Consider the following 22,965-nt stretch of genomic DNA (forward strand, 5'->3'; position numbering starts at 1 on the left):
GACTGAGCCTCAGGCTCCTGGGTCGACGACAGAGCCGTGACGCGGCTCACGCGCTGCCCGTTCGGTGGCACTCGTTCCCCGGCCGCGGCCCGTCGCGGCACGGATCACTCGGCGGGACTTCTTCCGGTACGTACCCGTCCGGCTCCGGGCGTGGCAGTGGCGGACGGTCTCGAAGCCGCACCACATCGCACACTTCGCGGGCAGCCAGGCCGTACGGCTCCCCGTTCGGACCCGGAGCTCTCCAGGCGCGGGAAGCCGTCGCGGTTGACGCCCCCTCCGGCCGTCCCCCACCCCGACCACGGTCGGCGTGCCGACGCCCCGATCGGCAGGAACCCCCGTAGAAGCAGTAGGCCGGACCGTTCGGCCACGGGCCGGGGCTCAGAGGACCGTGGTGAGTTCGGTGCGGGAGGTGATGTTGAGCTTCGGGTAGGCCTTGTAGAGGTGGTGGGCGACGGTGCGGGGGCTGAGGAAGAGCTGGGCGGCGATGTCGCGGTTGGTGAGGCCCTGGGCGGCGAGGCGGGCGATCTGGAGCTCCTGGGGGGTGAGGGGGGACTGGGCGGTGCCTGCGGGGGTGGGGGCGGGGGTGCCGGTGGCGGAGAGTTCGGTGCGGGCGCGGGCGGCCCAGGGGTGGGCGGCGAGGCGGTCGAAGGTTTCGAGGGCGGCGCGCAGGTGGGGGCGGGCGTCGGTGCGGCGGCGGGTGCGGCGCAGCCATTCGCCGTAGAGGAGGGCGGTGCGGGCCTGTTCGAAGGGGCGGTGGCCGGGTTCGTGGAGGTCGAGGGCGGCGCGGTAGGCGGATTCGGCGAGTTCGTCGGGGCCGAGGAGGGCTTGGCAGCGCAGTCGGAGGGCTTCGGCCCAGGGGCGGTCGGCGGCGGCGGCCCAGCGGGCGTAGCGCTCGTACGGTTCGGCGGCGCGGTCGGGGGTGCCGAGGCGGACGGCGGCCTCGACCAGGTCGGGGACGGCCCTGGTGGCGCTGACGTGGTGCCGGTGGGGGCCGGTGGTGAGGGTGTGCAGGCGGTCGGCGGCGTCGCCGGCGCGGCCCTGGCCGAGGTCCAGGAGGGCGAGCGCCCACTGGGCCCAGGGGAGGCCGGCCGCGGGGGCGGCGCTCTGCGGGCCGGTGGTGGCGAGGGCGGTGGCGGCGAGGTCGGTGCAGTGGTCGGTGCGGCCGCCGAGTGCGGCCAGGTAGGCGAGCAGCGCGGTGAGTTGGCTGACCCACTGGTGCTGGCCGGTGTCGCGGGCGAGGCCGAGGGCCTCGGTGGCGGTGAGTTCGGCGTCGCGGTGGCGGCCGTGGAAGAGCTCGGCTTCGGCGAGGAAGAACTGCAGGGTGGGCAGCACGCCGACGGTGCCCTTGGCGCGGGCTTCGGCGATCAGTTCGGCGCCGAGTTCGGCGGTTTCGTCGTCGCGGCCGAGGATGAGGGTGGCGCCGCACAGTTGGACGAGGTCGACCGGGCTCTCGGCGCCGGCCCGGCGGGCGGCCTCGGCGGCCTCCCGGACGGGTGGGGGCGGTGCGACGGGCCGGCCGAGGGCGGGGAGGACGGCGGCTGGCAGGTGGCGGGCGAGCGGCGCGAGGGGGTCGCCGTCGGCCAGGGGGAGGGCGGCGAGGCGGTCGAGGACGGCGGTCACCGGTTCCTCCCCGGCGTACCAGGCGGTGTGGAAGGCCTGGAACAGCATCCGGGCGGCGTGCTGCGGGTCGATGTCGGTGCCGGCGGCGTCGAGCAGCAGCCGGTAGGCGGTGGGGTAGGAGCCGCGCCAGAAGTGCGCGGTGGCCCGGACCTGGTCGAGCAGGGCGTGGGCCAGCACGCTGTCGGTACGGCCGGCGGCCTCGTCGGCGAGCGCTTCGGCACGGGCCAACTCGCCTTCCTCGGTGGCTGCTTCGGCGGCCAGGACGAGGCGGCGGGTGGCGCCGTCGCGGTCCGGGGTGAGCCGGGCGGCGCGCTCGTACGCGGCGGCGCCGCCGTGTCCGCCGCGGCGCTCGGCGCGGACGGCGGCGCGTTCCAGGGCGTCGGCGAGGTCGGTGTCGGGGGCGGTGGCGGCGAGGGCGAGGTGCCAGGTGCGGCGGTCGCCGTCCGGGAGCGCGTCGGCCAGTGCCCGGTGCACGGTCAACTTCTGGTGGTGCGGCGCGCGTTGGAGGATGGCGGAGCGTAGCAGCGGATGCCGGAAGGCGATCCGGCGGTCGGCGGTGACCGTCACCAGGCCCGCCTCTTCGGCGGGGGTCAGGTGTTCGGCGGTGACGCCGAGCGCGACCGCGGCGGGCAGGATGACGTCGAGTTCACCGCGCTCCTCGGCGCCGGCGACCAGGAGCAGCGTCTGGGTGGCCGCGGGCAGCCCGGTGACCTGCCCGTGGAAGGCGATCAGCAGCCTGCTGGTGAGCGGCAGGCCGCCCGGTGCGTGCGCCTGCGGGCCTGCGGCGACGGGGAGTTCGGTGAGCGCGAGCGGATTGCCGGCGGCCTCGGCGAGCAGCCGCTCGCGGGCGGCTGCGGGCAGGTCGGGGCCGGTCCGCCGGGCCAGCAGCCGGGTGGCGTCGGCCGCGGCCAAGGCGGTCACCTCCAGCTCCGGGAGGCCGAGCCGGCGCTCCGACGAGATGTCGGGGCCGGCTCCGACACCGGCCACGGCGGAAGCCCCGGCAGCGACCCCGGCAGCGGCCCCGGCGCCGGCTCCACCGCCGGTACGGGAGGCGAGCAGCAGGGCCACCCCCTCGGCCTGGAACCGTCGCGCGGCCAGCAGCAGTGCGTCCAGCGAGGCCCGGTCCAGCCACTGCACATCGTCCAGGACGCACAACAGTGGCTGATCGGAGGCTAGTTCGGCGAGCAGGGCGAGCGTGGCGAGCCCGACCAGCAACCGGTCGGTCGGCCGTTCGGTCGACTGGTCGCCCGCCTGGTCGACAGCCTGCCCGGACGCTTCCGCCGCCCCGCCCGCCTCGGCCGCCCCGTCGTCGGCCAGCCCGAACGCCGCTTCCAGGGCACGCCGTTGCGGCCCCGGCAAGGCGTCCAGCCGGTCGAGGCCGGGCGCGAGCAGCAGGCTCAGCCCGGCGTACGGCAGCTCGGCCTCGTACTCGACGCCCGCTGCCCGGATCACCCGGAACTTCTCCCCCGCCCGCGCGACGGCGTCGTCCAGCAGCGCGGTCTTGCCGATGCCGGCCTCGCCGCGGAGCAGCAGGACGCCGCTGCGGCCGGCCCGTGCCGCGTCCAACAGTCCGTCCACGACGGCTTGTTCGTGTTCCCTCCCGTACAGCATGCCCTCGACCCTACCCATCCGGCCCCCACCACCCCAGCGCGGAACCACGGCGGGCGGGGACACCGGCGCCCCCGGCACGGGCACCCCGGCGCCCCGGTACGTCGGGTACGTCGGTACGGACCACGGACCTACGTACCCCCATGCCTATACGTGACTGATTCGCCGCCGCGCGCCGCTCCCTACCTTTGTGAGCACCGGGAACGACCGGCCAACACCCCACCGGAACACAGGAGATGACAATGACCGAGATCACCACCGCCGCCCTCCAGCAGCTCGCCGAGCGCTACCTCGCGGTGTGGAACGAGACGGACCCGGCGGCCCGCCGCAAGCTGATCGACGAGGTGTGGGCGGAGGACGGCCGCTACACCGACCCGCTGGCCGCGGTCACCGGCCGGGACGCGATCGACGCGCTGATCGGCGCGGCCCAGGCGCAGTTCCCGGGGCTGGAGTTCACCCTCGGCCCGGTGGACGCGCACCACGACATCGCCCGCTTCACCTGGAACCTCGGTCCGGCCGGCGCGGAGCCGGTGGTGATCGGCTTCGACGTGCTGACGGCCACCCCGGACGGTCGGATCGGCGCGGTGTACGGCTTCCTCGACCGCGTGCCGGGCGCCTGAGCGACCGCTCCCCGCTTGCGCGAGGGGCGGGCCCCTTCCCCCTCGGCCCGCCCCTCGCCGGCCCGCTGCCCCAAGCCCACCGCCGTCCCGAACCGGCCTCCGGCCCGCCGCCCCCACCGACCCCTTGAGGAGAGCCCGAGATGAGCACCGCCCTGGACGCCCGGCGGCCCGCCACGGCCCCACCCGCCACGGCCCCGACCACCGCAGCCCCGACCACTGCAGCCCCGAACACGCCGGCCACGCCCCCCAGGGGCCTGCTGCCGGTCGTCCTGACCGCCACCTTCATGACCGCCCTCGACGTCTTCGTCGTCAACGTCGCCCTCCCCTCCCTCCAGGCCGACCTGGGCGCCGGCCCGGCCGCCGTCCAGTGGGTGATGGCCGGCTTCAGCCTGGCCCTCGCGGCCGGCCTGGTCACCGCGGGGCGGCTCGGCGACCGCTACGGCCGCCGCCGGGTGTTCGGCCTCGGCCTGGCCCTCTTCACCCTGGCCTCCGCGGGCTGCGGCTTCGCCCCCACCGCCGCCGCGCTGGTCGGTGCCCGGGTGGTGCAGGGCCTGTCGGCGGCGTTGATGGGACCGCAGGTGCTGGCGATCCTGCGGACCGCGTTCAGCGGCGCGGCGCAGGCACGAGCCTTCGCCCGGTACGGGCTGACGATGGGCGTCGGCGCGGTGTTCGGGCAGCTGATCGGCGGGCTGCTGATCCGGGCTGACCTCTTCGGCCTGGGCTGGCGCAGCTGCTTCCTGATCAACCTGCCGATCGGCCTGGTCGCCCTGGCGATGGTCCGCCGCTCCCTGCCGGAGTCCCGCGCCCAGCAGCGGCCCGGGCTGGACCCGGTCGGCGTGCTGCTCGTCTCCACCGCGATGACCGCCCTGGTGCTCCCGCTCATCCAGGGACCCCAGCTGGGCTGGCCGCTGTGGACGGTGCTCTGCCTCGGTGCCTCGCTCGTCCTGCTGGCCGCGTTCGCCGTGCACCAGCACCGCGCCACCCCGCGCGACACCACCACCGCTGCCAACGCCGCCAACGCCACCAGCGCCACCACCGCTGCCAACGCCGCCAACGCCACCACTGCCGCCACCGCCGGCACCGGCAACACCACCCCGCTGGTCGACACCCGCCTCTTCCACAGCCGCGCCTTCAGCGCCGGTGTGCTCGCTCAACTCGCCTTCTGGCTCGGCCAGGGCTCCTTCTTCCTGGTGCTCGCCCTGCACCTGCAGTTCGGCCGCGGCCTGGACGCGCTCGGCGCCGGGCTGGTCTTCACCGCGATCGGCCTCGGCTACCTGATCACCTCCAACACCACCCACCGGGTCACCGCCCGCCTCGGCGGCCGCCGCACGATCACCTTCGGCGGGCTGCTGATGACCGCCGGGCTGGGCCTGCTCGCCCTCGCCGCGTACGACGTCGCGGACGGCAGCGTCTGGTGGCTGGCCCCCGGCCTGTTCGTGGACGGCCTCGGCATGGGTCTGGTGATCGCCCCGGTCACCGCCGTCGTCCTGGAGGGCGTCGAGCCGCGGCTGGCCGGCTCCGCCGCCGGGGTGGTGTCCACCGTGCAGCAGGTCGGCGGGGCGCTCGGGATCGCACTGATCGGCCTCGTCTACTACGGCGCCGGCGACCCGACCGCCGCCTTCGGCCGCAGCGTGCTGGTGCTGGCGGTGCTGGAGCTGGTGCTCGTGGGCCTGGTCCGACTGCTGCCCCGCCGGACCTGAAGCCCGGCACGACCGGAAGCCCGGCGGGCCGCTCCGCAGAAACCGAACCACCCCGCAGGAACCGCCCCGCGGACCGACCCCGCAGGAACCGCCCCGCGGACCGACCCCGCAGGCACCGCCCGGCACCCGGCACCCCGGGGACCGGGCGGGCACGAACGGGCGCGACCCTCGTGAACACCCCCGAACCACCCGGCGGGTGGGCCTCAGGCCCACCCGCCCGTTCCATTCCCTCCCCCCGATCGGGTTGGATGGTCGGATGAGCGAGGAGAAGAGCGCCGTCCCGGCGTGGGAGCAGCGGTTCAGGGCGGCCCGGGTGTCACTGCCCGACTGGGCCGAGGACGCCCCCGACCGGGCGCTGTACGTGTCCAACGCGACCGGCACCTACGAGGTCTACGCCTGGGACCGCGCCACCGGCGCCCACCGCCGGGTCACCGACCGCCCGAACGGCACCACCGACGCCGAGCTGTCCCCCGACGGCGGCTGGGTCTGGTGGTTCGACGACCACGACGGCGACGAGTTCGGCGTCTGGCGCCGCCAGCCGTTCGCGGGCGGCCCGGACGAGGACGCCGTGCCCGGCCTCGCCCCCTCCTACTCGGCCGGCCTGGCCCTCGGCCGCAACGGCACCGTGGTCGTCGGCCGTTCCACCGACGAGGACGGCACGACCCTGCACCTGCGCCTCCCCGGTGCCTCCGAGCCGGTCGAGATCTACCGGCACGCGGAGTACGGCGGCGTCGGCGACCTCAGCCACGACGGCACCCTGCTGGCCGTCGACCACACCGAGCACGGCGACGCGATGCACTCCGCGATCCGGGTCGTCCGCATCGGCGGCACCGGCACCGTCGAGACCGTCGCCGAACTGGACGAGGTCACCGGCCGGGACGAGCCGCGCGGCGTGGCCTGCCTCGGCTTCGCCCCGGTCGAGGGCGACACCCGTCTGCTGGTCGCGCACCAGCGCACCGGCCGCTGGGAGCCGATGATCTGGGACGTGGCCACCGGTGCCGAGACCGCGCTGCCGCTGCGCGACGAGCAGGGCCGTGAACTGCCCGGCGACGTCTCCGCGCAGTGGCGCCCCGGCGCCGGTGAGCTGCTGGTCGAGCACGAGTACGAGGCGCGCAGCGAGCTGTTCTCGTACGCGCTCGCCGACGGCCGGCTCACCCGCCTCGACACCCCGCGCGGCACCGTCGGCGGCGCCACCGCCCGTCCGGACGGCACCGTCGAGTACCTGTGGTCCTCCGCCGCCGAGCCGTCGGCGGTCCGTTCCACCGCGGGGACGGTCGTGCTGCGGGCGCCCGGCGCGGTGCCGCCCGGGTCGGTCCCGGTCGAGGACGTCTGGGTGGACGGGCCCGGCGGCCGGGTGCACGCCCTCGTGCAGCGGCCGGCCGGGAGCAGCCCCGAGGACGGCCCCCTCCCGACCGTGTTCGAGGTCCACGGCGGCCCGACCCACCACGACAGCGACTCCTTCGCCGCCGGCCCGGCCGCCTGGCTGGACCACGGCTTCGCGGTGGTCCGGGTCAACTACCGCGGCTCGACCGGCTACGGCCAGGCCTGGACCGACGCCCTGCACGAGCGGGTCGGTCTGATCGAGCTGGAGGACATCGCGGCGGTCCGGGAGTGGGCGGTCGACAGCGGCCTCGCCGATCCGCGCCGGCTGGTGCTCACCGGCGGCAGCTGGGGCGGCTACCTGACCCTGCTCGGCCTCGGTGTCCAGCCCGACGTCTGGGCGCTCGGCGTCGCCGCCGTGCCGGTCGCGGACTACCACACCGCGTACGCCGACGAGATGGAGGCGCTCAAGTCGCTGGACCGCACGCTCTTCGGCGGCACGCCGGATGAGGTCCCGGACCGCTTCACCGCCTCCTCGCCGCTGACCTACGTCGAGCAGGTGCGGGTGCCGGTGTACATCAGCGCCGGGGTCAACGACCCGCGCTGCCCGATCCGGCAGATCGACAACTACGTCGAGCGGCTGGAGCAGCTCGGCAAGCCGCACGAGGTGTACCGGTACGACGCCGGACACGGGTCGCTGGTCGTGGAGGAGCGGATCAAGCAGCTGCGGCTGGAGATCGACTTCGTCCGACGGCACCTGGCCCCGGCCGGGCGCGACGGGGACGGGGAGTCGGCGTGAGACGTGTGCTGATGCTCGCGGGGGCGGTGGTGGCCGGGGCGCTGGTGCTCACCGGCTGCTCCGGTTCGCGCAGCGACAGTGCGGCCTGCCCGCCCCCGGCCGTGCCGGGCGCACCCACCACCGCGCCCGCGGTCCCGGCCGCGCCACCGGCCGCACCACCCGCCACGCCGCTCGCCACGGCGACCCGGGCGAGCGCGGTCGGAGCGGGCGCCTCGACCTCCGTGGTACCGGCGGCGTACACGGCGTACCAGGCGTACGAGCCGTACGGGCTGTACGGGCTGTACGACGCCGGGGCCGCCCGCACCGCGCACGAGCCGGCCGACGGGGAGGGCACGGTCCAGCTGGCCAAGGGCTCGAAGGGCAAGAGCGGTTCCAAGGGCTCGTCGGGCTCGTCGGGCTCGTCGGGCTCGTCCGGCTCGTCGGGCTCGTCCGGCTCGTCCGGCTCGTCCGGCTCCAAGGGCTCGAAGACCGGGCGCACCGTGCACCACCACATCGACCACTACGACTCGGACGACAACACCGGCAGCAACCACAGCCGCTGCTTCGGCAACCCGACGCCGGTACCGACCGCCTCGACCGCACCGACCCAACCGCTGATACCGACGCCGGCCCCGACGGCACCGGCGCTGCCGACCCTGCCGCCCGTCAAGCCGACGGTGGCGCCGCCGCTGCCGACCAAGCGCTGAGGCCGGGGGCCGGCCGGGAGGTCGTCCCCCGGCCGGCCCGCAGCCGTCAGCCGTCAGCCGTCAGCCGCTACTCCAGGACCGGGTCCAGCCCCAGGGCCCGGTCCTGTTCCGCCTCCGCCTCACGGCGCATCAGGCGGTACCACATGAAGACGACGAAGCCGCCGAAGACGAACCACTCCAGCGTGTAGCCCAGGTTCTGGAACGCGCGGAGGGTGAGACCGTCCCCGCCCTGCGGCTGCACGGTCGGTACGGGGGTCAGCCCGGCGGGCGCCTCGTCGGCGGCCACCCAGCCGTCGTACCAGCCGTCGTACTCCAGCACGTTCAGCAGCGAGGCCCGGTTGATCATGCCGAGCTGCCCGGCCGGCAGGCCGCCGGCCACCGCACCGTTGCTGCCCACGGCCTCGTTGGCCTGCAGCCGCCCGGACACCGTCACCGATCCGTCCGGCGGCGGCCCGACGGCGGTCGCCCCGGCGCTCGCCCCGGCGGCCCCCGTGCCCGGCGCCCCGGGCGCCCACCCGCGCACCACGGCCACGGCGTGCCCGTCGGCCGTGCGCAGCGGGGTGAGCACGTAGTAGCCCTGCTTGCCGTCCACCACCCGGTTGGGGACGAGGAGCTGGTGTTCGGTGTCGTAGCTGCCGGTGACGGTGACGGACTTGCCGACGGTCTCCGTGGTCACCTGCGGCGTCACCTGGTTGAGCAGGGCGTCGATCGGCCTGGCGTCACCCGATGCGGCGAGCGCCTGCTTGGTCTCGTTGTGCGTGGACACCCGGTCCTCGAACCGACCGAGCTGCCAGGAGCCCAGCCACACGCACACCGCCACGGCCGCCACGGCCAGAGCAGTGCCGCCCAGCCAGCGCGGAGTCAGGAGGAACCGGTACACACCCCCCACGGTAACCACTCCTCACACCCGTCCGGCTCCCGGGCCCGGCCCTGGCCCCGTCGGCCCACCCCGTCGGCCCGCCCCTTCGCCCTGCCCCGGCACGCCGGCTCGGCGGGGCCGAAGGCCCGTCACCCCGCCGAAGGCGAACCCGACGGCTGCGGCACCGCACCCGGCACCGCCTGCACACCGCCCCGGTACAGCGTCCCGCTGCAGGCCAGCGGCAGCGTCGCCGTGGCGGCGGTGGGGCTGCCCGGGGCGGGGGTGTGGGCGATGGTGGCGGTGGGGGCCGGACCGGTGGGGTCGGTGGTCGGGGTGGCGGTGGGGCTGGGGGCCGAGGTGGGGCCCGCCGAGGGGGACGAGGTGGCCTGCGGGTTGGAGCTGGGGGCGGCGGAGGCGCCGGAGGCCGGCCCGCCCGAGGTCGCGGGGACCTGCGTGGTCAGGGACACCCGGTTGGCGCCGGTCGGGGCGCTGGTGGCGCTGCCCGCCACGGTGCAGCTCGGGTCGGGGATCCAGGCGAACGGCAGCCGGTAGCCGCCCTGCGGAGCGAGCACTGGCGGTTCGGCGTCCATGGCGGTCAGGCCGCCGGCCGGATCGCCCGGGGAGTGGTCGGCGGTGCGGATGCGGTTGCGGTCGCCGCCGCTGACGCCGGTGACGGCGACCGCACCGGGCCCGCCGAGGCGGCAGCTGTGCCCGGAGACGTTGTAGACGGTGAACGAGCCGAAGATCCGTCCCGCCGCGTCGGCCGAACCGACCTGCGCGGCGCCGTCGCCGAGGTCGGTGCGGGTGCAGAGCGGGATGATGCCGCCGTCGCCGGCCCCGGAGGTCCCGGTGGGCGAGACGGTGCCGTCGGTGCGCGTGGCCCCGGCGCCGGGGGTGCGGGAGGCGGCGGCCGTGCCGGCGGCGGGCGAGGCGTCCCCGGTGCCGCTCGGGCCGGTACGCGGAGCGGTGCCGGTGCCGGTGGCGCCGATGACGGCGCCGCTGGGGGCGGTGGCGGCCGGGCTCTTGGCGTCGGCCGAGCCGGGGCCGCCGGAGAGTCCGAGGTGCTCTCCCTCGTGCAGGACGGGCAGGGCGATCGCGACGGCGAACGCGAGGGCGGCTGCACCGGTCCAGGCTCCGCGCCGGGCGGTCCGCCGACGGGGTACGGCCCGGCGGATCCGGGGCAGTCCGGCGGCCGAGGGTTGGATCCCGGCGACGGCGTGGTGCATCAGTTCCCGCACCGCCCGCTCGTCGGGCGACAGCTCGACCGGTCCCGAGAGTTCCGCGGCCCGTCCCGAGGCCCCTGCGGCCCGTCCTGAGAGCTCCGCGACCGCCGAGGTCACCGACGCCGCCGGGGAAACCGACGCCGGGGCGGCCTGAGCGGCCGGGAAGGCCTCCATTGCGCCCGGGCCCTCGGGCGGTACGCCGTCCGCCCCCCGTCGCCCGCCGCCCGCCGCCGCCTCAGCCATGACCGGCCTCCATCTGCGCGCGCAGGGCGGCGAGTCCGCGCGATCCGTAGGCCTTCACCGAGCCGAGCGAGATGCCCAGGGTGTCGGCGACCTGCGCCTCCGTCATGTCCACGAAGTAACGCAGCACCAGAACCTCCCGCTGACGGCGTTGCAGACCACGCAGCGCGGCCTTCAACTGGTCGCGCTCCAGGGCATCGTAGGCACCTTCTTCTGCACTGGCCATGTCAGGCATGGGCTTCTGCAGCAGTCTCAGACCGAGGATCCGGCGGCGCAGTGTGGAGCGGGACAGGTTGACGACCGTCTGCCGCAGGTAGGCCAGGGTCTTCTCGGGCTCGCGGACCCGGCGCCGGGCGGCGTGCACCCGGATGAACGCCTCCTGGACGACGTCCTCGCAGGTCGAGAGGTCGTCCAGGAGTAGCGCGGCGAGCCGCAGCAGCGAGCGGTAGTGCGCCTGGTAGGTCTCGGTGAGCAGGTCCTCGCTGGTACCCGCGTCGGTACCGGCGCCGGAGTCCGCCGCACCGGGTGCGGCCGCCGTCATCTGGTCGTCTTCCGGCCTACTCGCAGGCCACGGGGCGCGCGAGGGGAACGACACCGCGGCCCTCGCCGGGATGCCCGCCCTTGCCCCCACCATCACGTTCGCCACGCCCGTTGGACACTCGATCCCCTGTCATGGTTGCCCAGCCCGGGGCCCATTCTTCCGCATGGGCGGAAGAGGCCTCCAGGGGATTCCCTCGGGATTCCGGACAGATTGTGTCGAGGAGCGGACACAGGTATGGACACAGGTGCGTCCATAAGCGGGCAGATCGGAAGCGGCGTCAGGGTCCGACGTCCTGCTCCACCGTCAGTTCACCCGCCACCAACTCGGCGATCTGGACCAGGTTGAGCGCCGCCCCCTTGCGCAGGTTGTCCGCGCAGAGGAACAGGTCCAGCGCGTCCGGCTCGTCCAGGGCCCGGCGCACCCGCCCGACCCAGACCGGGTCGGTCCCGACCACGTCGTTCGGCGTCGGGAACTCGCCCGCGGCCGGGTCGTCGTAGAGGACCACGCCGGGCGCGTCCCGCAGGATCTCCTGCGCGTGCTCCTGGGTGACTTCCCGTTCGAACCGCGCGTGCACGGCCAGCGCGTGAGTGCGGACGACGGGGATGTGGACGCAGGTCGCGGAGACCTTCAGGGCGGGCAGGCCGAGGATCTTGCGGGACTCGTCGCGGATGCCCAGCTCCTCGGCGGCCCAGCCGCCCTCGCGCAGTCCGCCGGTCCAGGGCACGGCGTTGAGCGCGAGCGGGGCGGCGAACGGCCCGTGGTCGGCGATCACCGCGCGCAGGTCGCCGGTCTGCCGGCCGACGTCCGTGCCCGCCACCAGCGCGGTCTGCTCCCGCAGGGCCGCCTCCCCGGCGCGGCCCTCGCCGTCGGCGGCCTGGTAGGAGGCGACCACGAGCTGTGCCAGCCCGTACTCGGCGTGCAGCGCGCCGACCGCCGCGATCATCGCCAGGGTCGTGCTGGCCGGGCTGGCGACGATGCCGCGCGGGCGGATCCGCAGGGCGGCCGCGTTGACCTCGGGGACGACCAGCGGCACGTCCTCGGCGGTGCGGAAGGCAGCGGAGTCGTCGACCACCACGATGCCCTTGGCCGCCGCGATCGGCGCCCACTGGGCGGAGACCGCGTCCGGGACGGCGAACACGGCGACGTCGATCCCGCTGAAGGCCTCCTCGGTCAGCGGGACGACCTCGACGGCCTCGCCGCGCACGACCGGCTTGCGGCCGGCCGAGCGCGGGGAGGCGACGAGTCGGACCTCGCCCCAGACGTCCTGACGGAGCGAGAGCAGGCCGAGCAGCACCTCGCCGACCGCGCCGGTGGCGCCGACGACGGCGAGGTTCGGCCGCCGGGTCATCGCCCGGTGCTCCCGCTCCGCTCCCGGGTCATCGCCCGGTGCCGCCGTAGACGACGGCCTCGTCCGTCTCGCTGTCCAGGCCGAAGGCGCTGTGCACGGCGCGGACGGCCTCCGGCACGTCATCGGCGCGGGTGACCACCGAGATGCGGATCTCCGAGGTGGAGATCAGCTCGATGTTGACGCCCGCGGCGGACAGCGCCTCGAAGAAGGTCGCGGTGACGCCCGGGTTGGAGCGCATGCCGGCGCCGACGAGCGAGATCTTGCCGATCGCGTCGTCGTAGCGCAGCGACTCGTAGCCGATGCCCTCCTTGACCCGGCCGAGCGCGTCGATGGCCTTCTGGCCCTCGGTCTTGGGCAGGGTGAAGGAGATGTCGGTCAGGCCGGTCGACGCGGCGGAGACGTTCTGCACCACCATGTCGATGTTGACCTCGGCGTCGGCGATGGCGCGGAAGATCCGGGCGGCCTCGCCCGGCTTGTCGGGCACGCCGACGACGGTGACCTTGGCCTCGGAGGTGTCGTGGGCGACTCCGGAGATGATGGCCTGCTCCATCTCGCCCCCTTCGGGCTTGTTCGGGTTGTCGTTGCTGACGATCGTCCCGGGGAGACCCGAGAAGGACGAGCGTACGTGAATCGGGATGTTGTAGCGCCGGGCGTACTCCACACAGCGGTCGAGCAGCACCTTGGAGCCGGAGGACGCCAGCTCCAGCATGTCCTCGTAGGCGATCCAGTCGATCTTGCGGGCCTTCTTCACCACGCGCGGGTCGGCGGTGAACACGCCGTCCACGTCGGTGTAGATCTCGCAGACCTCGGCCTTGAGGGCGGCGGCGAGAGCGACGGCGGTCGTGTCCGAGCCGCCCCGGCCCAGCGTGGTGATGTCCTTGCTGGACTGGGACACGCCCTGGAAGCCGGCCACGATCGCGATGTTGCCCTGGTCCAGGGCGGTGCGGATGCGGCCCGGCGTCACGTCGATGATGCGCGCCTTGTTGTGGACGGAGTCGGTGATGACGCCGGCCTGACTGCCCGTGAAGGACTGGGCCTCGTGACCCAGGGATTTGATCGCCATGGCCAGCAGCGCCATGGAGATGCGCTCCCCGGCGGTCAGCAGCATGTCGAACTCGCGGCCGGCAGGGATCGGTGACACCTGCTCCGCGAGTTCGATGAGCTCGTCCGTCGTGTCGCCCATCGCGGACACCACGACGACGACCTCATGGCCGGCCTTCTTGGCGTCAACGATTCGACGGGCCACGCGCTTGATGCCCTCGGCATCCGCAACGGATGAGCCGCCGTACTTCTGCACGACAAGGCCCACGTGCGCTCCTCGACTCGTGTCGTCTTCCGGGGGCTCCGGGCCCCCGCACCCCCCGGGGGAGGGGGGTGTGCGGTCGGCGCCAGTCTACCGAGCAGGGGTGCTCCGACCGGCGCATTCCATATGATGAGACACCTGTTTCAGCAGGTGATCGGCGGGGTGGGTGGCCGGACAGGCAGGTCTGCGGGCGATTCGGTACGGGCCCGGAGAAACGGCGGATCCGCGGACGGCGATCCGGCCGGATTTCCTTTCCGGGCGGATCGCTGAGGCATTCGTCACAGTCGACGCCGCACGCCCCGGCAGGGCCCTTCCGTCCGCTCGGCTCGCGGCCGCACCGCTGCACCTCCTCGGCGCCGCGCGTCGTCCGTGCCTCACCGGTTCAGCGCCTCACCGGTTCAGCGCTGGAGCCCCAGCTCGGCCGCCATCAGGTCGCCCGCCTGCTGCTCCAGCTGCTCGTCGGTGAGCCCGTCGTCGTCGGTGTCCGCGCCGTCGAGCGCGGCGCCCATCGGGCTGTCCAGCCGGACGTGCGCGATCAACGACTGCAGCGCCCGCAGCACCGCGGTGCAGGTCGTGCCCCAGTTGGAGAGGTACGAGAACTGCCACCACCACAGCGCCTCGCTGACCCGGCCCTCGCGGTAGTGCGTCAGCCCGTGCTGGAGCTCGCTGACCACACCGGCCAGGTCGTCCGAGATCCGGAAGGCGTTGGGCTTCTCCGGCGGGCCGTACGGGTCGAAGACCTCGTGGTAGACGTCGATCGGCGCGAGCAGCTCGGCCAGCCGCTCGCGCAGCTGCTCGCCGTCCGGCTCCGGACCGGCGTCGGGCTCGAAGCGGTCCTCCGGGACGACGTCCTCGATGGCGCCCAGCCGGCCGCCGGCCAGCAGCAGCTGCGAGACCTCCAGGAGCAGCAGCGAGACCGCGCTGCCCGGCTCGTCGCCCTTGGCGACCTCGGTGACGGCGAGCACGAAGCTCTCCACCGAGTCGGCGATCTGCACGGCGAAGTCGTCCGGCTCCGAGCCGTGGGCGTGGGTGTGCTGCTGGTTGATCGTCCGGTCAGACATCGAGCAGTCGTCTCCCTTCGAAGGCGCGGCCGAGGGTGACCTCGTCCGCGTACTCCAGATCCCCGCCGACGGGCAGGCCGCTCGCCAGACGGGTCACCTTCAGGCCCATCGGCTTGCAGAGCCGGGCCAGGTAGGTGGCGGTCGCCTCCCCCTCCAGGTTGGGGTCGGTGGCCAGGATCAGCTCGGTGACCGTGCCGTCCGCGAGGCGCGACAGCAGCTCGCGGATGCGCAGGTCGTCCGGGCCGACGCCCTCGATGGGGCTGATCGCGCCGCCCAGCACGTGGTAGCGGCCGCGGAACTCACGGGTGCGCTCGATGGCGACGACGTCCTTGGGCTCCTCGACCACGCAGATGACGGCGAGGTCGCGGCGGGGGTCCAGACAGACCCGGCACTGCTCGGCCTCCGCGACGTTGCCGCAGACCACGCAGAAGCGGACCTTGTCCTTGACCTCCAGCAGCGCGTGCGCGAGTCGGCGCACGTCCGTCGGGTCGGCCTGCAGCACGTGGAAGGCGATCCGCTGGGCGCTCTTGGGCCCGACGCCGGGCAGCCTGCCCAGTTCGTCGATCAGGTCCTGAACCACGCCCTCGTACAACGTCGCGCCTTCCTTCGGATGGTCGGTGGTGCTCCGGTGCCATCATCCAACGAATCGGGCGTCGGACACAGCGCCCGACGCCCGACTCCCACATAAATCACATGGGTCTGTCGTCTGAACTTCAGACCCTTCCGGCCCGGTCACTCAGAGCAGCGGGGCCGGAACGGCGGGCTCGGAGCGGTGAGCCCGAAGCGGTGAGCCCGGAGTCCGCGGGCTCGGAGCAGTGGGCTCAGAACGGCAGACCGGGGATGCCGCCGCCGAGGCCCTGGGTCAGCGGGCCCATGCGCTCGGCCTGCATCTTCTGCGCCGTCTGGTTCGCGTCCCGGACCGCAGCCAGGATCAGGTCGGCCAGGGTCTCGGTGTCCTCCGGGTCGACCGCGGCCGGGGCGATGGTCAGCGCCACCAGCTCACCGGCGCCGGTCACCGTCGCCTCGACCAGGCCGCCGCCCGCCGAACCGTTCACCTTCGCCTCGGCCAGCTCCTGCTGGGCCTTCGCGAGATCCTGCTGCATCTTCTGCGCCTGCTTCAGCAGCTGCTGCATGTTGGGCTGGCCACCACCGGGGAACACGGCTCTCTCCTTGCTGTCACGGCTGTCTACGGTGAGTCGTACGTCACCGCCGAGCCTACGTGCTGCGTCCGGCTCGGGTGCCCCGACGGCTCGGCTGCCCCCGCGGCCCGGCTGCTTCGGCGGCTCAGCCGTCTCGGCGGCCCGGGTGCCCGGGTGCCCGGGTGCCCGGCGGCTCAGCCGCCCCGGTGGTGGATCTCCTCCAGCACCGTCGCACCCAGCTCGCGGATGATCAGCTCCTGGCCGGAGAACGCCTCCTCGTTGAGGTCCGGGTCGTCCTCCTCCGGAATGTCGTCCTCCGGGGCCACCGACTGCACCGGGCGGGTCGGCGGAGCCGCGGCGGGCGGCGGGGCCTGCACGGGAGCCGACTGCACGGGCGGAGCCTGCACCGGCGCGGGCGCCACCACGGGCGCCGGAGCGGGCGCGGGCGCCGTCAGGGCCGGCACGGCGGCGGCCGGACGGGCCGGGGCTCCCCAGCCCCCACCGCCCTGGGCGCCCCCGGGAGCACCACCGCTCGGGGCGGCGCCGGCGCCGCCGGACGGGTCGACGATGCACTCGATCCGCCAGTCCACGCCGAGCGCGTCGGCCAGCGCGGCGCGCAGCACGTCATCGCTGTTGCTGCCGACGAAGCTGTCCCGGGCGCCGGCGTTGATGAACGACACCTGGAGCACACTGCCGTCGAACCCGGCCACCTGGCCGTTCTGGCTGAGCAGGATCCAGGTGAAGCGGCGGCGGTTCTTCACCGCCTCCAGGATCTGCGGCCACAATTGCCGGACCTGCGCCGCGCCCTGCTGCGCGGAGGCCGACGGCTGCCCGCCGGGAACCGCCGCCGCGGGGGCGGGGACCGGCGCGGGCACCGGAGCAGCGGCCGGAGCCGGGACCGGCGCGGCCTGCGGCTGCGGCGCGGCGGGAGCCACCGGCGCGGCGGGCGCCTGGGCGGGGGCGCCGCCACCGGCGGGCGGGAAGCTTCGCGGGATCGGCCACGCCCCCGGCGCGGGCCCGGCGGGGGCGGCGGGTACGGCGGGCGCGGGCGCGGGCGCGGGCGCGGGCGGCGGAGCCTGCACCGGCGCCGCCACGGGCGCGGCCTGCACGGGAGCCGCCACCGGCGCCTCCATCGCGGGGGCGGCAGCGGGTACAACCGCCGGCACGCCCGGCGGAGCCGCCCCGGCTACCGCTCCCGGTACCGCCATCGGCGCGGCGAACCCGCCCGCCGTCGCCCGCCGCTCCAGCTTGTCCAGGCGCGCCTGCAGCGACAGCTCGTCGCTGTACGCGCCGGGCAGCATCACCCGGGCGCAGATCAGCTCCAGCTGCAGCCTCGGCGCCGCGTTGCCGCGCATCTCGGTGAGCCCGGTGTTGACGATGTCCGCGGCCCGGCTCAGCTCGGCCGCGCCGAACGCGTCGGCCTGCGCCTGCATCACCGCGACCCGGTCGGCCGGGGCGTCGATCAGCCCCTTCTCCCCGGCATCCGGCACGGTGGCCAGGATCACCAGGTCGCGCAGCCGCTCCAGCAGGTCGGTGACGAAGCGGCGCGGGTCGTGCCCGCCCTCGACCACCCGGTCGATCACCTGGAACACCGTCGCCCCGTCGTGCGCGGCGAAGGCATCCACCACCTCGTCCAGCAGCGCGGAGTCGGTGTAGCCGAGCAGTGCGGTCGCCATCTGGTACGTCACGCCGCCCTCGGCGGCCCCGGCCAGCAGCTGGTCCATGACCGACATCGAGTCACGCACCGAGCCCGCCCCGGCCCGGACCACCAGCGGGAACACCGAGTCCTCGACCTGGATGCCCTCGCGGCCGCAGACCTCCGCGAGGTAGTCGCGCAGCGTGCCGGGCGGGACCAGCCGGAACGGGTAGTGGTGCGTCCGGGACCGGATCGTCCCGATGACCTTCTCCGGCTCCGTGGTCGCGAAGATGAACTTGAGGTGCTCCGGCGGCTCCTCGACCACCTTGAGCAGCGCGTTGAACCCGGCCGAGGTCACCATGTGCGCCTCGTCCAGGATGAAGATCTTGTACCGGCTGTGCACCGGCGCGAAGAAGGCCCGCTCGCGCAGCTCTCGCGCGTCGTCCACACCACCGTGCGAGGCGGCGTCGATCTCGATCACGTCGATCGAGCCGGGCCCGCCGGTCGCGAGGTCCCGGCAGGACTGGCACTCCCCGCAGGGCGTGGGCGTCGGCCCCTGCTCGCAGTTGAGACAGCGGGCCAGGATGCGCGCACTCGTCGTCTTGCCACAGCCTCGCGGCCCGCTGAACAGGTACGCGTGATTGACCCTGTTGTTGCGCAGGGCCTGCTGGAGCGGAGCGGTCACGTGCTCCTGCCCGATGACCTCCGCGAAGGTCTCGGGGCGGTAGCGGCGGTACAGGGCTAGGGACACACCACCGACGATATCGGGACGGACCGACAAACGCGTCGCCCCGCACCCCACGGCCCCCGCGCCCGCCGGCCCCGGGAACGCAAAGACCCCCCGTGCACCCGCCAGAGCCCTCCTACCCTTGCTGCCTTCCGGCCCTGGGGGGGTTCAGAGAGATGACGCCACACGAGGGGCTGACCCCCACAGTACCGGATTCCGGCCCCGACGATCCACAGGCCACCCCCGCCCCCGGCCTGCGGGATAGGTGGTCGCGACCACCCCGAAACATGTACTAAGCTCTCCCTCGGAGGATTCGCCTAGAGGCCTAGGGCGCACGCTTGGAAAGCGTGTTGGGGGCAACCCCTCACGAGTTCGAATCTCGTATCCTCCGCCTTTGCCTACCAAGGCAGTTGAAGGCCCCGACCGGGTTCCCGGTCGGGGCCTTCTTCGTGCCCTGGTCTCAGTTTTGGTCTCAGTTCCGATTTTTGGGCCTCAGCGGCGACTACCGGGCCGCCGCCTGCGCCCCGGAGCGAGATCAGCTCCCGCAGGAGCACCCTGCAGCGGCCTTCGCCTCGGCCGGGCTCTGGGTCGCATCCAGAGCCTGCTCATCGGGGGTGCAGCAGGCGGTAGTGCCACAGCAGGCGTCCGGCGCGCCAGTCGCCTTGTCGAGGGTGTCGGCGTCGGCCTTGACGACGTACACCTCCCAGGGTTCCTTGCCCGGGCCATGCACCCAGACCTTGTCCTGGAGCGCGTAGCAGCAGGAGGTGTCGCTCTCCTCGAAGGTCGCCAGACCGGCGTCCTTGAGGCGGGTGGTGGCAGCTGCGACCTGGTCGGTGGTCCCGACCTCGACGCCGAGGTGGTCGAGGCGGGTGTCCTCATCGGCCTCGCCCTCGATGAGGACAAGCTTGAGCGGGGGCTCGGCGATGGCGAAGTTCGCGTAGCCGGGGCGACGCTTGGCCGGCTCGGCGCCGAACAGCTTGGAGTAGAAGGCGATGGAGCCTTCGAGGTCGGCGACGCGCAGGGCAAGCTGAACACGGGACATGGCGGTCTCCCCGATCCGGATTCTTGTTTCGACGGCTGTCGATACAGGCGAGCTTGCCACCGGATTAGATGAGCGTCAACATAGACACATGTCGAATCTGGAGCTGAAGGTGCTCGACCAGGACGAGGCGGCGGTCGCGTGCTGCTCGCCGATGGTCCGCGAGCCGCTGGGTGAAGAGGCCGCCGTCGACCTGGCGAAGATGTTCAAGGCGCTGTCGGACCCGGTGCGACTGCGGCTGCTGTCGCTGATCGCCTCGCACGAGGGCGGCGAGGCGTGCGTCTGCGACCTGACCGGCCCGTTCGACGTCTCCCAGCCGACCATCTCCCACCACCTCAAGGTGCTGCGCGAAGCCGGCCTGGTCGGCTCCGAACGGCGCGGCACCTGGGTCTACTACTGGGTACTGCCGGCCGCCCTGGCCAAGCTGTCCTCCCTGCTCCAGGCCCCGGCCGCCACCGGAGAGTCCAGATGACCGAGATGGCTCCGCTGGGCCGCCGGGCGGCCGTCGAGTTCGTCGGCACCGGCGCATTGGTCGCCGTCGTGGTCGGCTCCGGCATCCAGGCCACCAAGCTCTCCCAGGACGTCGGCCTGCAGTTGCTCGCCAACTCGCTCGCCACCGTGTTCGGCCTCGGCGTGCTGATCCTGCTGCTCGGCCCGGTCTCCGGCGCCCACTTCAACCCGGTCGTCACCCTGGCCGCCTGGTGGACCGGCCGACGCGACGCCGAGGGCCCGGACCTGCGGGAGGTCGCGGCCTACGTCCCCGCCCAGGTCGCCGGGGCGATCGGCGGCGCTGTGCTCGCGGACGCGATGTTCGCCGAACCGCTCGCGCGCTGGTCGACGCACGACCGCTGGGCGCCGCACCTGTGGCTGGGCGAGGTCGTCGCGACCGCCGGCCTGGTCCTGCTGATCTTCGGCCTGGCGCGCATCGCCCGGGCGCACTTCGCCCCGGCCGCGGTCGCCTGCTACATCGGCGCCGCCTACTGGTTCACCTCCTCGACCAGCTTCGCCAACCCGGCGGTGACGATCGGCCGCGCGTTCACCGACACCTTCGCCGGCATCGCCCCCGCCTCCGTCCTGCCGTTCATCGCCGCCCAGCTCGTCGGCCTGGCCGCCGGTGTCGCCCTGGTCGCCGTGCTGTTCGGCCGACCGACCCCAGCCGCCGAGGACGTCGTCATCCCGCATGGCGACCACCGCCCGGCCGAAGCCGCCCACTGACCCGCCTCCCGAAGACCGAAGGACCCTTTCGTGAGCACTCCCGCCGTCCCGTCCGTGCTGTTCGTCTGCGTGCACAACGCCGGACGCTCCCAGATGGCCGCCGCCTTCCTCACCCGCCTCGGCGGCGACCGGGTCGAGGTCCGCTCGGCCGGCTCCGCACCCGCCGGCACCGTGAACTCGGCCGTGGTCGAGGCCCTGGCCGAGGTCGGGATCAACATCTCCGCCGAGACCCCGAAGGTGCTCACCACCGAGGCCGTCCAGGCGTCCGACGTGGTGATCACCATGGGCTGCGGCGACGCCTGCCCGTACTTCCCCGGCAAGCAGTACCTGGACTGGAAGCTCGACGACCCGGCCGGCCAGGGCGTCGACGCCGTCCGCCCGATCCGCGACGAGATCGAGCAGCGCGTCCGCGGCCTGCTCGCCGACCTCGGCGTCGAGACCGCCGAATGAGCGGGGCCGTGCGCATCGCCGCCATGGCCCCCGAGCACGCCGACCAGGTCCTGGCCATCTACCAAGACGGCATCGACGAGGGCAACGCCACCTTCGAGACCACCGCCCCGACCTGGGCCGCCTTCGACGCCGCCAAGCTCCCCGAGCACCGCCTGGTCGCCCTCGACACCGACAACCAGGTCCTCGGCTGGGCCGCCGTCACCGCCGTCTCCGACCGGTGCTCGTACGCGGGCGTCGTCGAGCACTCCGTCTACGTCCACCCCGGCGCGCGCGGGCGAGGAGTCGGCGCCGCGCTCCTCGACGCACTGATCGCCTCGACCGAGGCCGCCGGGATCTGGACCATCCAGTCCGGCATCTTCCCCGAGAACACCGCCAGCCTGGCCCTCCACGCCCACGCCGGCTTCCGCGTCATCGGCACCCGCGAACGCATCGGCCGCCACCACGGCACCTGGCGCGACGTCACCCTCGTTGAGCGCCGCAGCCCCAGCATCGACTGAGCAGGGCACCGCCGTTCACCCGCCGAGGGCCCGACCGCATCGCAGGTCGGGCCCTCGGGCATCAGGCGATCTGCGCCGACGCTCGCTCAGGCCGCGTCTTCCTCGGGCTCGTCCGGGCCGGATCCAACCTCGCCCCACAGAGCCGCGCCGATCTTCTTGCCGACGTCGTTCAGCATCGGCTCGGTGACGTGCTGGTAGCGCTGGGCCATCGAGGTCGAGGACCAGCCCATGATCGCCATGACGATCCGCTCCGGCACGCCGAGCAGGAGGAGGACGGTCGAGGCGGTGTGGCGGGCGTCGTGGAGGCGGCCGTCGCGGATGCCGGCCTCGCGCAGGAGCCGCTTCCAGTGGTGGTAATCGGTGCTGGGGTTGAGCGGCTCGCCGGTCTCCGAGGTGAAGACGTAGCCCTTGTCCGTCCAGAGGTCGCGGGCGAGGGCCCGCTCGCGGTCCTGCTCCTCCTTGTGCAGCCGGAGGATCGCGACGAGCTGCTCGGGCAGCGGCACCGCGCGTCGCCCGGCTCGGGACTTGGTGTCCTTGGTCTCGCGTCGGATCGGCTCCTTCTTCGGACAGAAGCCGGGCTTGCGCCCGCAGCGGTCGCCGCAGCCGTGCCGGTACTTGGGCCGCAGTCGGCCGCGCTTGACCCAGGCGACGCCTCGGGCGAAGTCGACGTCCTTCCACTGGAGCCCGAGCACCTCGCCCTGACGCAGACCGAGGGCGAGCGCGAAGATCCAGCGGGCGGAGTTGCGGCGCTTGCGCGCCGTGTCCATGAGCGTCTGGACCTCCTCGATCTCGAACGGCTCGACCTCCTCCTCTTCGAGCTTCGGGGCCTTGGCGATCGTGGCCACATTGCGGGTGAGATGTTGGCGCCGAACCGCCTCGCCGAGGGCTACCCGGACCGTACGGTGGGCCTGGTGGGCAGTACCGGCGGCGCTGCCGCTGGCCTGCATCTTCTTGTAGAAGCGCTCCAGGTGCTCGGGCTCCAGCTTCTCCAGGCGGTGCGCGCCGAGGCCGGGAACGAGGTGCACGCGGACAGCGACCTCGTATCCGGCGTACGTGTTCTCGCCGACAGTGCCCGGCACGATCTCCTTGATCCAGTGGGTCAGCCACTTGCCGACCGTCCACTTCTGGCCGGCCTTGGGCACGGCGCCGTCGTCACGCAGCTTCTCCAGCTTGCGGACCTTGGCCGTGACCTCGGGGCGGGTCTTGGCGCTGACGTGGCGGCGGTCGGGAGAGCCGTCGTCCTTGACGCCGACCGTGACACGACCGTGCCAGCGGCCGTCGCTGCCCTCGTAGATCGAGGAGTCGCCGTTGGGCTTGCGGGTGTTCGTCATTCG

The 22,965-nt window shown here is 73.9% G+C and carries 20 protein-coding genes, 1 tRNA gene and 1 other RNA gene; 9 read left to right on the forward strand and 13 right to left on the reverse strand.

Features of this window, described 5'->3' with window-relative positions; all coding sequences use genetic code 11:
• Positions 1-378: 378 nt before the first annotated feature.
• Positions 379-3,231 (reverse strand): ATP-binding protein, encoded by a 2,853-nt coding sequence (locus ACIGG8_RS02580; RefSeq protein ID WP_396545044.1) that lies wholly within the window; start codon positions 3,229-3,231, stop codon positions 379-381.
• Positions 3,232-3,470: 239 nt separating this feature from the next.
• Between ACIGG8_RS02580 and ACIGG8_RS02585 the strand changes: the two genes are divergently transcribed.
• The 4 genes from ACIGG8_RS02585 (at position 3,471) to ACIGG8_RS02600 (ending at position 8,353) form a co-directional block, all read left to right on the forward strand.
• Entirely contained in the window at positions 3,471-3,848 is a 378-nt protein-coding gene (locus ACIGG8_RS02585) for a nuclear transport factor 2 family protein (RefSeq protein ID WP_350519769.1), read from the forward strand.
• Positions 3,849-3,988: 140 nt separating this feature from the next.
• Positions 3,989-5,548 (forward strand): MFS transporter, encoded by a 1,560-nt coding sequence (locus ACIGG8_RS02590; protein ID WP_396545047.1) that lies wholly within the window; start codon positions 3,989-3,991, stop codon positions 5,546-5,548.
• Positions 5,549-5,804: 256 nt separating this feature from the next.
• Positions 5,805-7,667, forward strand: a complete 1,863-nt coding sequence (locus ACIGG8_RS02595; RefSeq protein ID WP_396545049.1) for a S9 family peptidase — start codon at positions 5,805-5,807, stop codon at positions 7,665-7,667.
• Positions 7,664-8,353: a hypothetical protein gene (locus tag ACIGG8_RS02600; protein WP_396545050.1), complete on the forward strand. Its 690-nt coding sequence runs from the start codon at positions 7,664-7,666 to the stop codon at positions 8,351-8,353. Before ACIGG8_RS02595 ends, ACIGG8_RS02600 begins: the two co-directional genes overlap by 4 nt.
• A gap of 67 nt (positions 8,354-8,420) precedes the next feature.
• Here the strand turns inward: ACIGG8_RS02600 and ACIGG8_RS02605 are convergent, their stop codons facing one another.
• The 10 genes from ACIGG8_RS02605 to ffs form a co-directional block, all read right to left on the reverse strand.
• Entirely contained in the window at positions 8,421-9,233 is an 813-nt protein-coding gene (locus tag ACIGG8_RS02605) for an SURF1 family protein (protein ID WP_396545052.1), read from the reverse strand.
• Between the two features lie 128 nt (positions 9,234-9,361).
• On the reverse strand, positions 9,362-10,678 hold the full coding sequence (locus ACIGG8_RS02610; protein ID WP_396545054.1) for a hypothetical protein: 1,317 nt from the start codon (positions 10,676-10,678) through the stop codon (positions 9,362-9,364).
• Entirely contained in the window at positions 10,671-11,216 is a 546-nt protein-coding gene (locus tag ACIGG8_RS02615; RefSeq protein WP_350519763.1) for a SigE family RNA polymerase sigma factor, read from the reverse strand. The genes ACIGG8_RS02610 and ACIGG8_RS02615 overlap by 8 nt, the downstream gene beginning before the upstream one ends.
• Before the next feature lie 277 nt (positions 11,217-11,493).
• The gene (locus tag ACIGG8_RS02620) at positions 11,494-12,564 is read right to left on the reverse strand and encodes an aspartate-semialdehyde dehydrogenase (RefSeq protein ID WP_396545057.1); all 1,071 of its coding nucleotides are present in this window, start codon (positions 12,562-12,564) and stop codon (positions 11,494-11,496) included.
• A 28-nt stretch (positions 12,565-12,592) separates the two neighbouring features.
• Entirely contained in the window at positions 12,593-13,873 is a 1,281-nt protein-coding gene (locus ACIGG8_RS02625) for an aspartate kinase (protein ID WP_350519761.1), read from the reverse strand.
• A gap of 392 nt (positions 13,874-14,265) precedes the next feature.
• Positions 14,266-14,928, reverse strand: coding sequence for a DUF5063 domain-containing protein (locus ACIGG8_RS02630; protein WP_350519760.1), 663 nt, complete (start codon positions 14,926-14,928; stop codon positions 14,266-14,268).
• Complete coding sequence (gene recR / locus ACIGG8_RS02635) at positions 14,921-15,520, reverse strand: recombination mediator RecR (RefSeq protein ID WP_350575393.1); 600 nt, start codon at positions 15,518-15,520, stop codon at positions 14,921-14,923. Before recR ends, ACIGG8_RS02630 begins: the two co-directional genes overlap by 8 nt.
• 229 nt (positions 15,521-15,749) lie before the next feature.
• A complete protein-coding gene (locus ACIGG8_RS02640; protein WP_148644036.1) occupies positions 15,750-16,088 on the reverse strand; it encodes a YbaB/EbfC family nucleoid-associated protein in 339 nt (112 codons plus the stop codon).
• A gap of 173 nt (positions 16,089-16,261) precedes the next feature.
• Complete coding sequence (locus tag ACIGG8_RS02645) at positions 16,262-18,454, reverse strand: DNA polymerase III subunit gamma and tau (RefSeq protein ID WP_396545061.1); 2,193 nt, start codon at positions 18,452-18,454, stop codon at positions 16,262-16,264.
• Positions 18,455-18,535: 81 nt separating this feature from the next.
• Positions 18,536-18,626: signal recognition particle sRNA small type (ffs, locus tag ACIGG8_RS02650), an RNA gene on the reverse strand.
• A gap of 110 nt (positions 18,627-18,736) precedes the next feature.
• Between ffs and ACIGG8_RS02655 the strand changes: the two genes are divergently transcribed.
• A tRNA-Ser gene (locus tag ACIGG8_RS02655) sits at positions 18,737-18,821 on the forward strand.
• 144 nt (positions 18,822-18,965) lie between these two features.
• On the opposite strand, the gene ACIGG8_RS02660 is transcribed toward ACIGG8_RS02655, so the two are convergent.
• Entirely contained in the window at positions 18,966-19,472 is a 507-nt protein-coding gene (locus ACIGG8_RS02660) for an ArsI/CadI family heavy metal resistance metalloenzyme (protein WP_396545063.1), read from the reverse strand.
• An 88-nt stretch (positions 19,473-19,560) separates the two neighbouring features.
• Between ACIGG8_RS02660 and ACIGG8_RS02665 the strand changes: the two genes are divergently transcribed.
• Genes ACIGG8_RS02665 through ACIGG8_RS02680 form a run of 4 tightly spaced genes read left to right on the forward strand, consistent with a single transcriptional unit; the run spans position 19,561 to position 21,631 of the window.
• Positions 19,561-19,941 (forward strand): ArsR/SmtB family transcription factor, encoded by a 381-nt coding sequence (locus ACIGG8_RS02665; RefSeq protein ID WP_396545065.1) that lies wholly within the window; start codon positions 19,561-19,563, stop codon positions 19,939-19,941.
• A complete protein-coding gene (locus tag ACIGG8_RS02670) occupies positions 19,938-20,684 on the forward strand; it encodes an aquaporin (protein ID WP_396545067.1) in 747 nt (248 codons plus the stop codon). The genes ACIGG8_RS02665 and ACIGG8_RS02670 overlap by 4 nt, the downstream gene beginning before the upstream one ends.
• Before the next feature lie 30 nt (positions 20,685-20,714).
• On the forward strand, positions 20,715-21,134 hold the full coding sequence (locus ACIGG8_RS02675; protein ID WP_396545069.1) for an arsenate reductase ArsC: 420 nt from the start codon (positions 20,715-20,717) through the stop codon (positions 21,132-21,134).
• Positions 21,131-21,631, forward strand: coding sequence for a GNAT family N-acetyltransferase (locus ACIGG8_RS02680; RefSeq protein WP_396545071.1), 501 nt, complete (start codon positions 21,131-21,133; stop codon positions 21,629-21,631). Before ACIGG8_RS02675 ends, ACIGG8_RS02680 begins: the two co-directional genes overlap by 4 nt.
• Before the next feature lie 86 nt (positions 21,632-21,717).
• Here ACIGG8_RS02680 and ACIGG8_RS02685 read toward each other — a convergent pair whose 3' ends face one another.
• The gene (locus ACIGG8_RS02685) at positions 21,718-22,962 is read right to left on the reverse strand and encodes a tyrosine-type recombinase/integrase (RefSeq protein WP_396545074.1); all 1,245 of its coding nucleotides are present in this window, start codon (positions 22,960-22,962) and stop codon (positions 21,718-21,720) included.
• Positions 22,963-22,965 lie beyond the last annotated feature (3 nt).

The sequence above is a fragment of the Kitasatospora sp. NPDC085464 genome (genome assembly GCF_044541955.1).
Taxonomy (GTDB): Bacteria; Actinomycetota; Actinomycetes; order Streptomycetales; family Streptomycetaceae; genus Kitasatospora.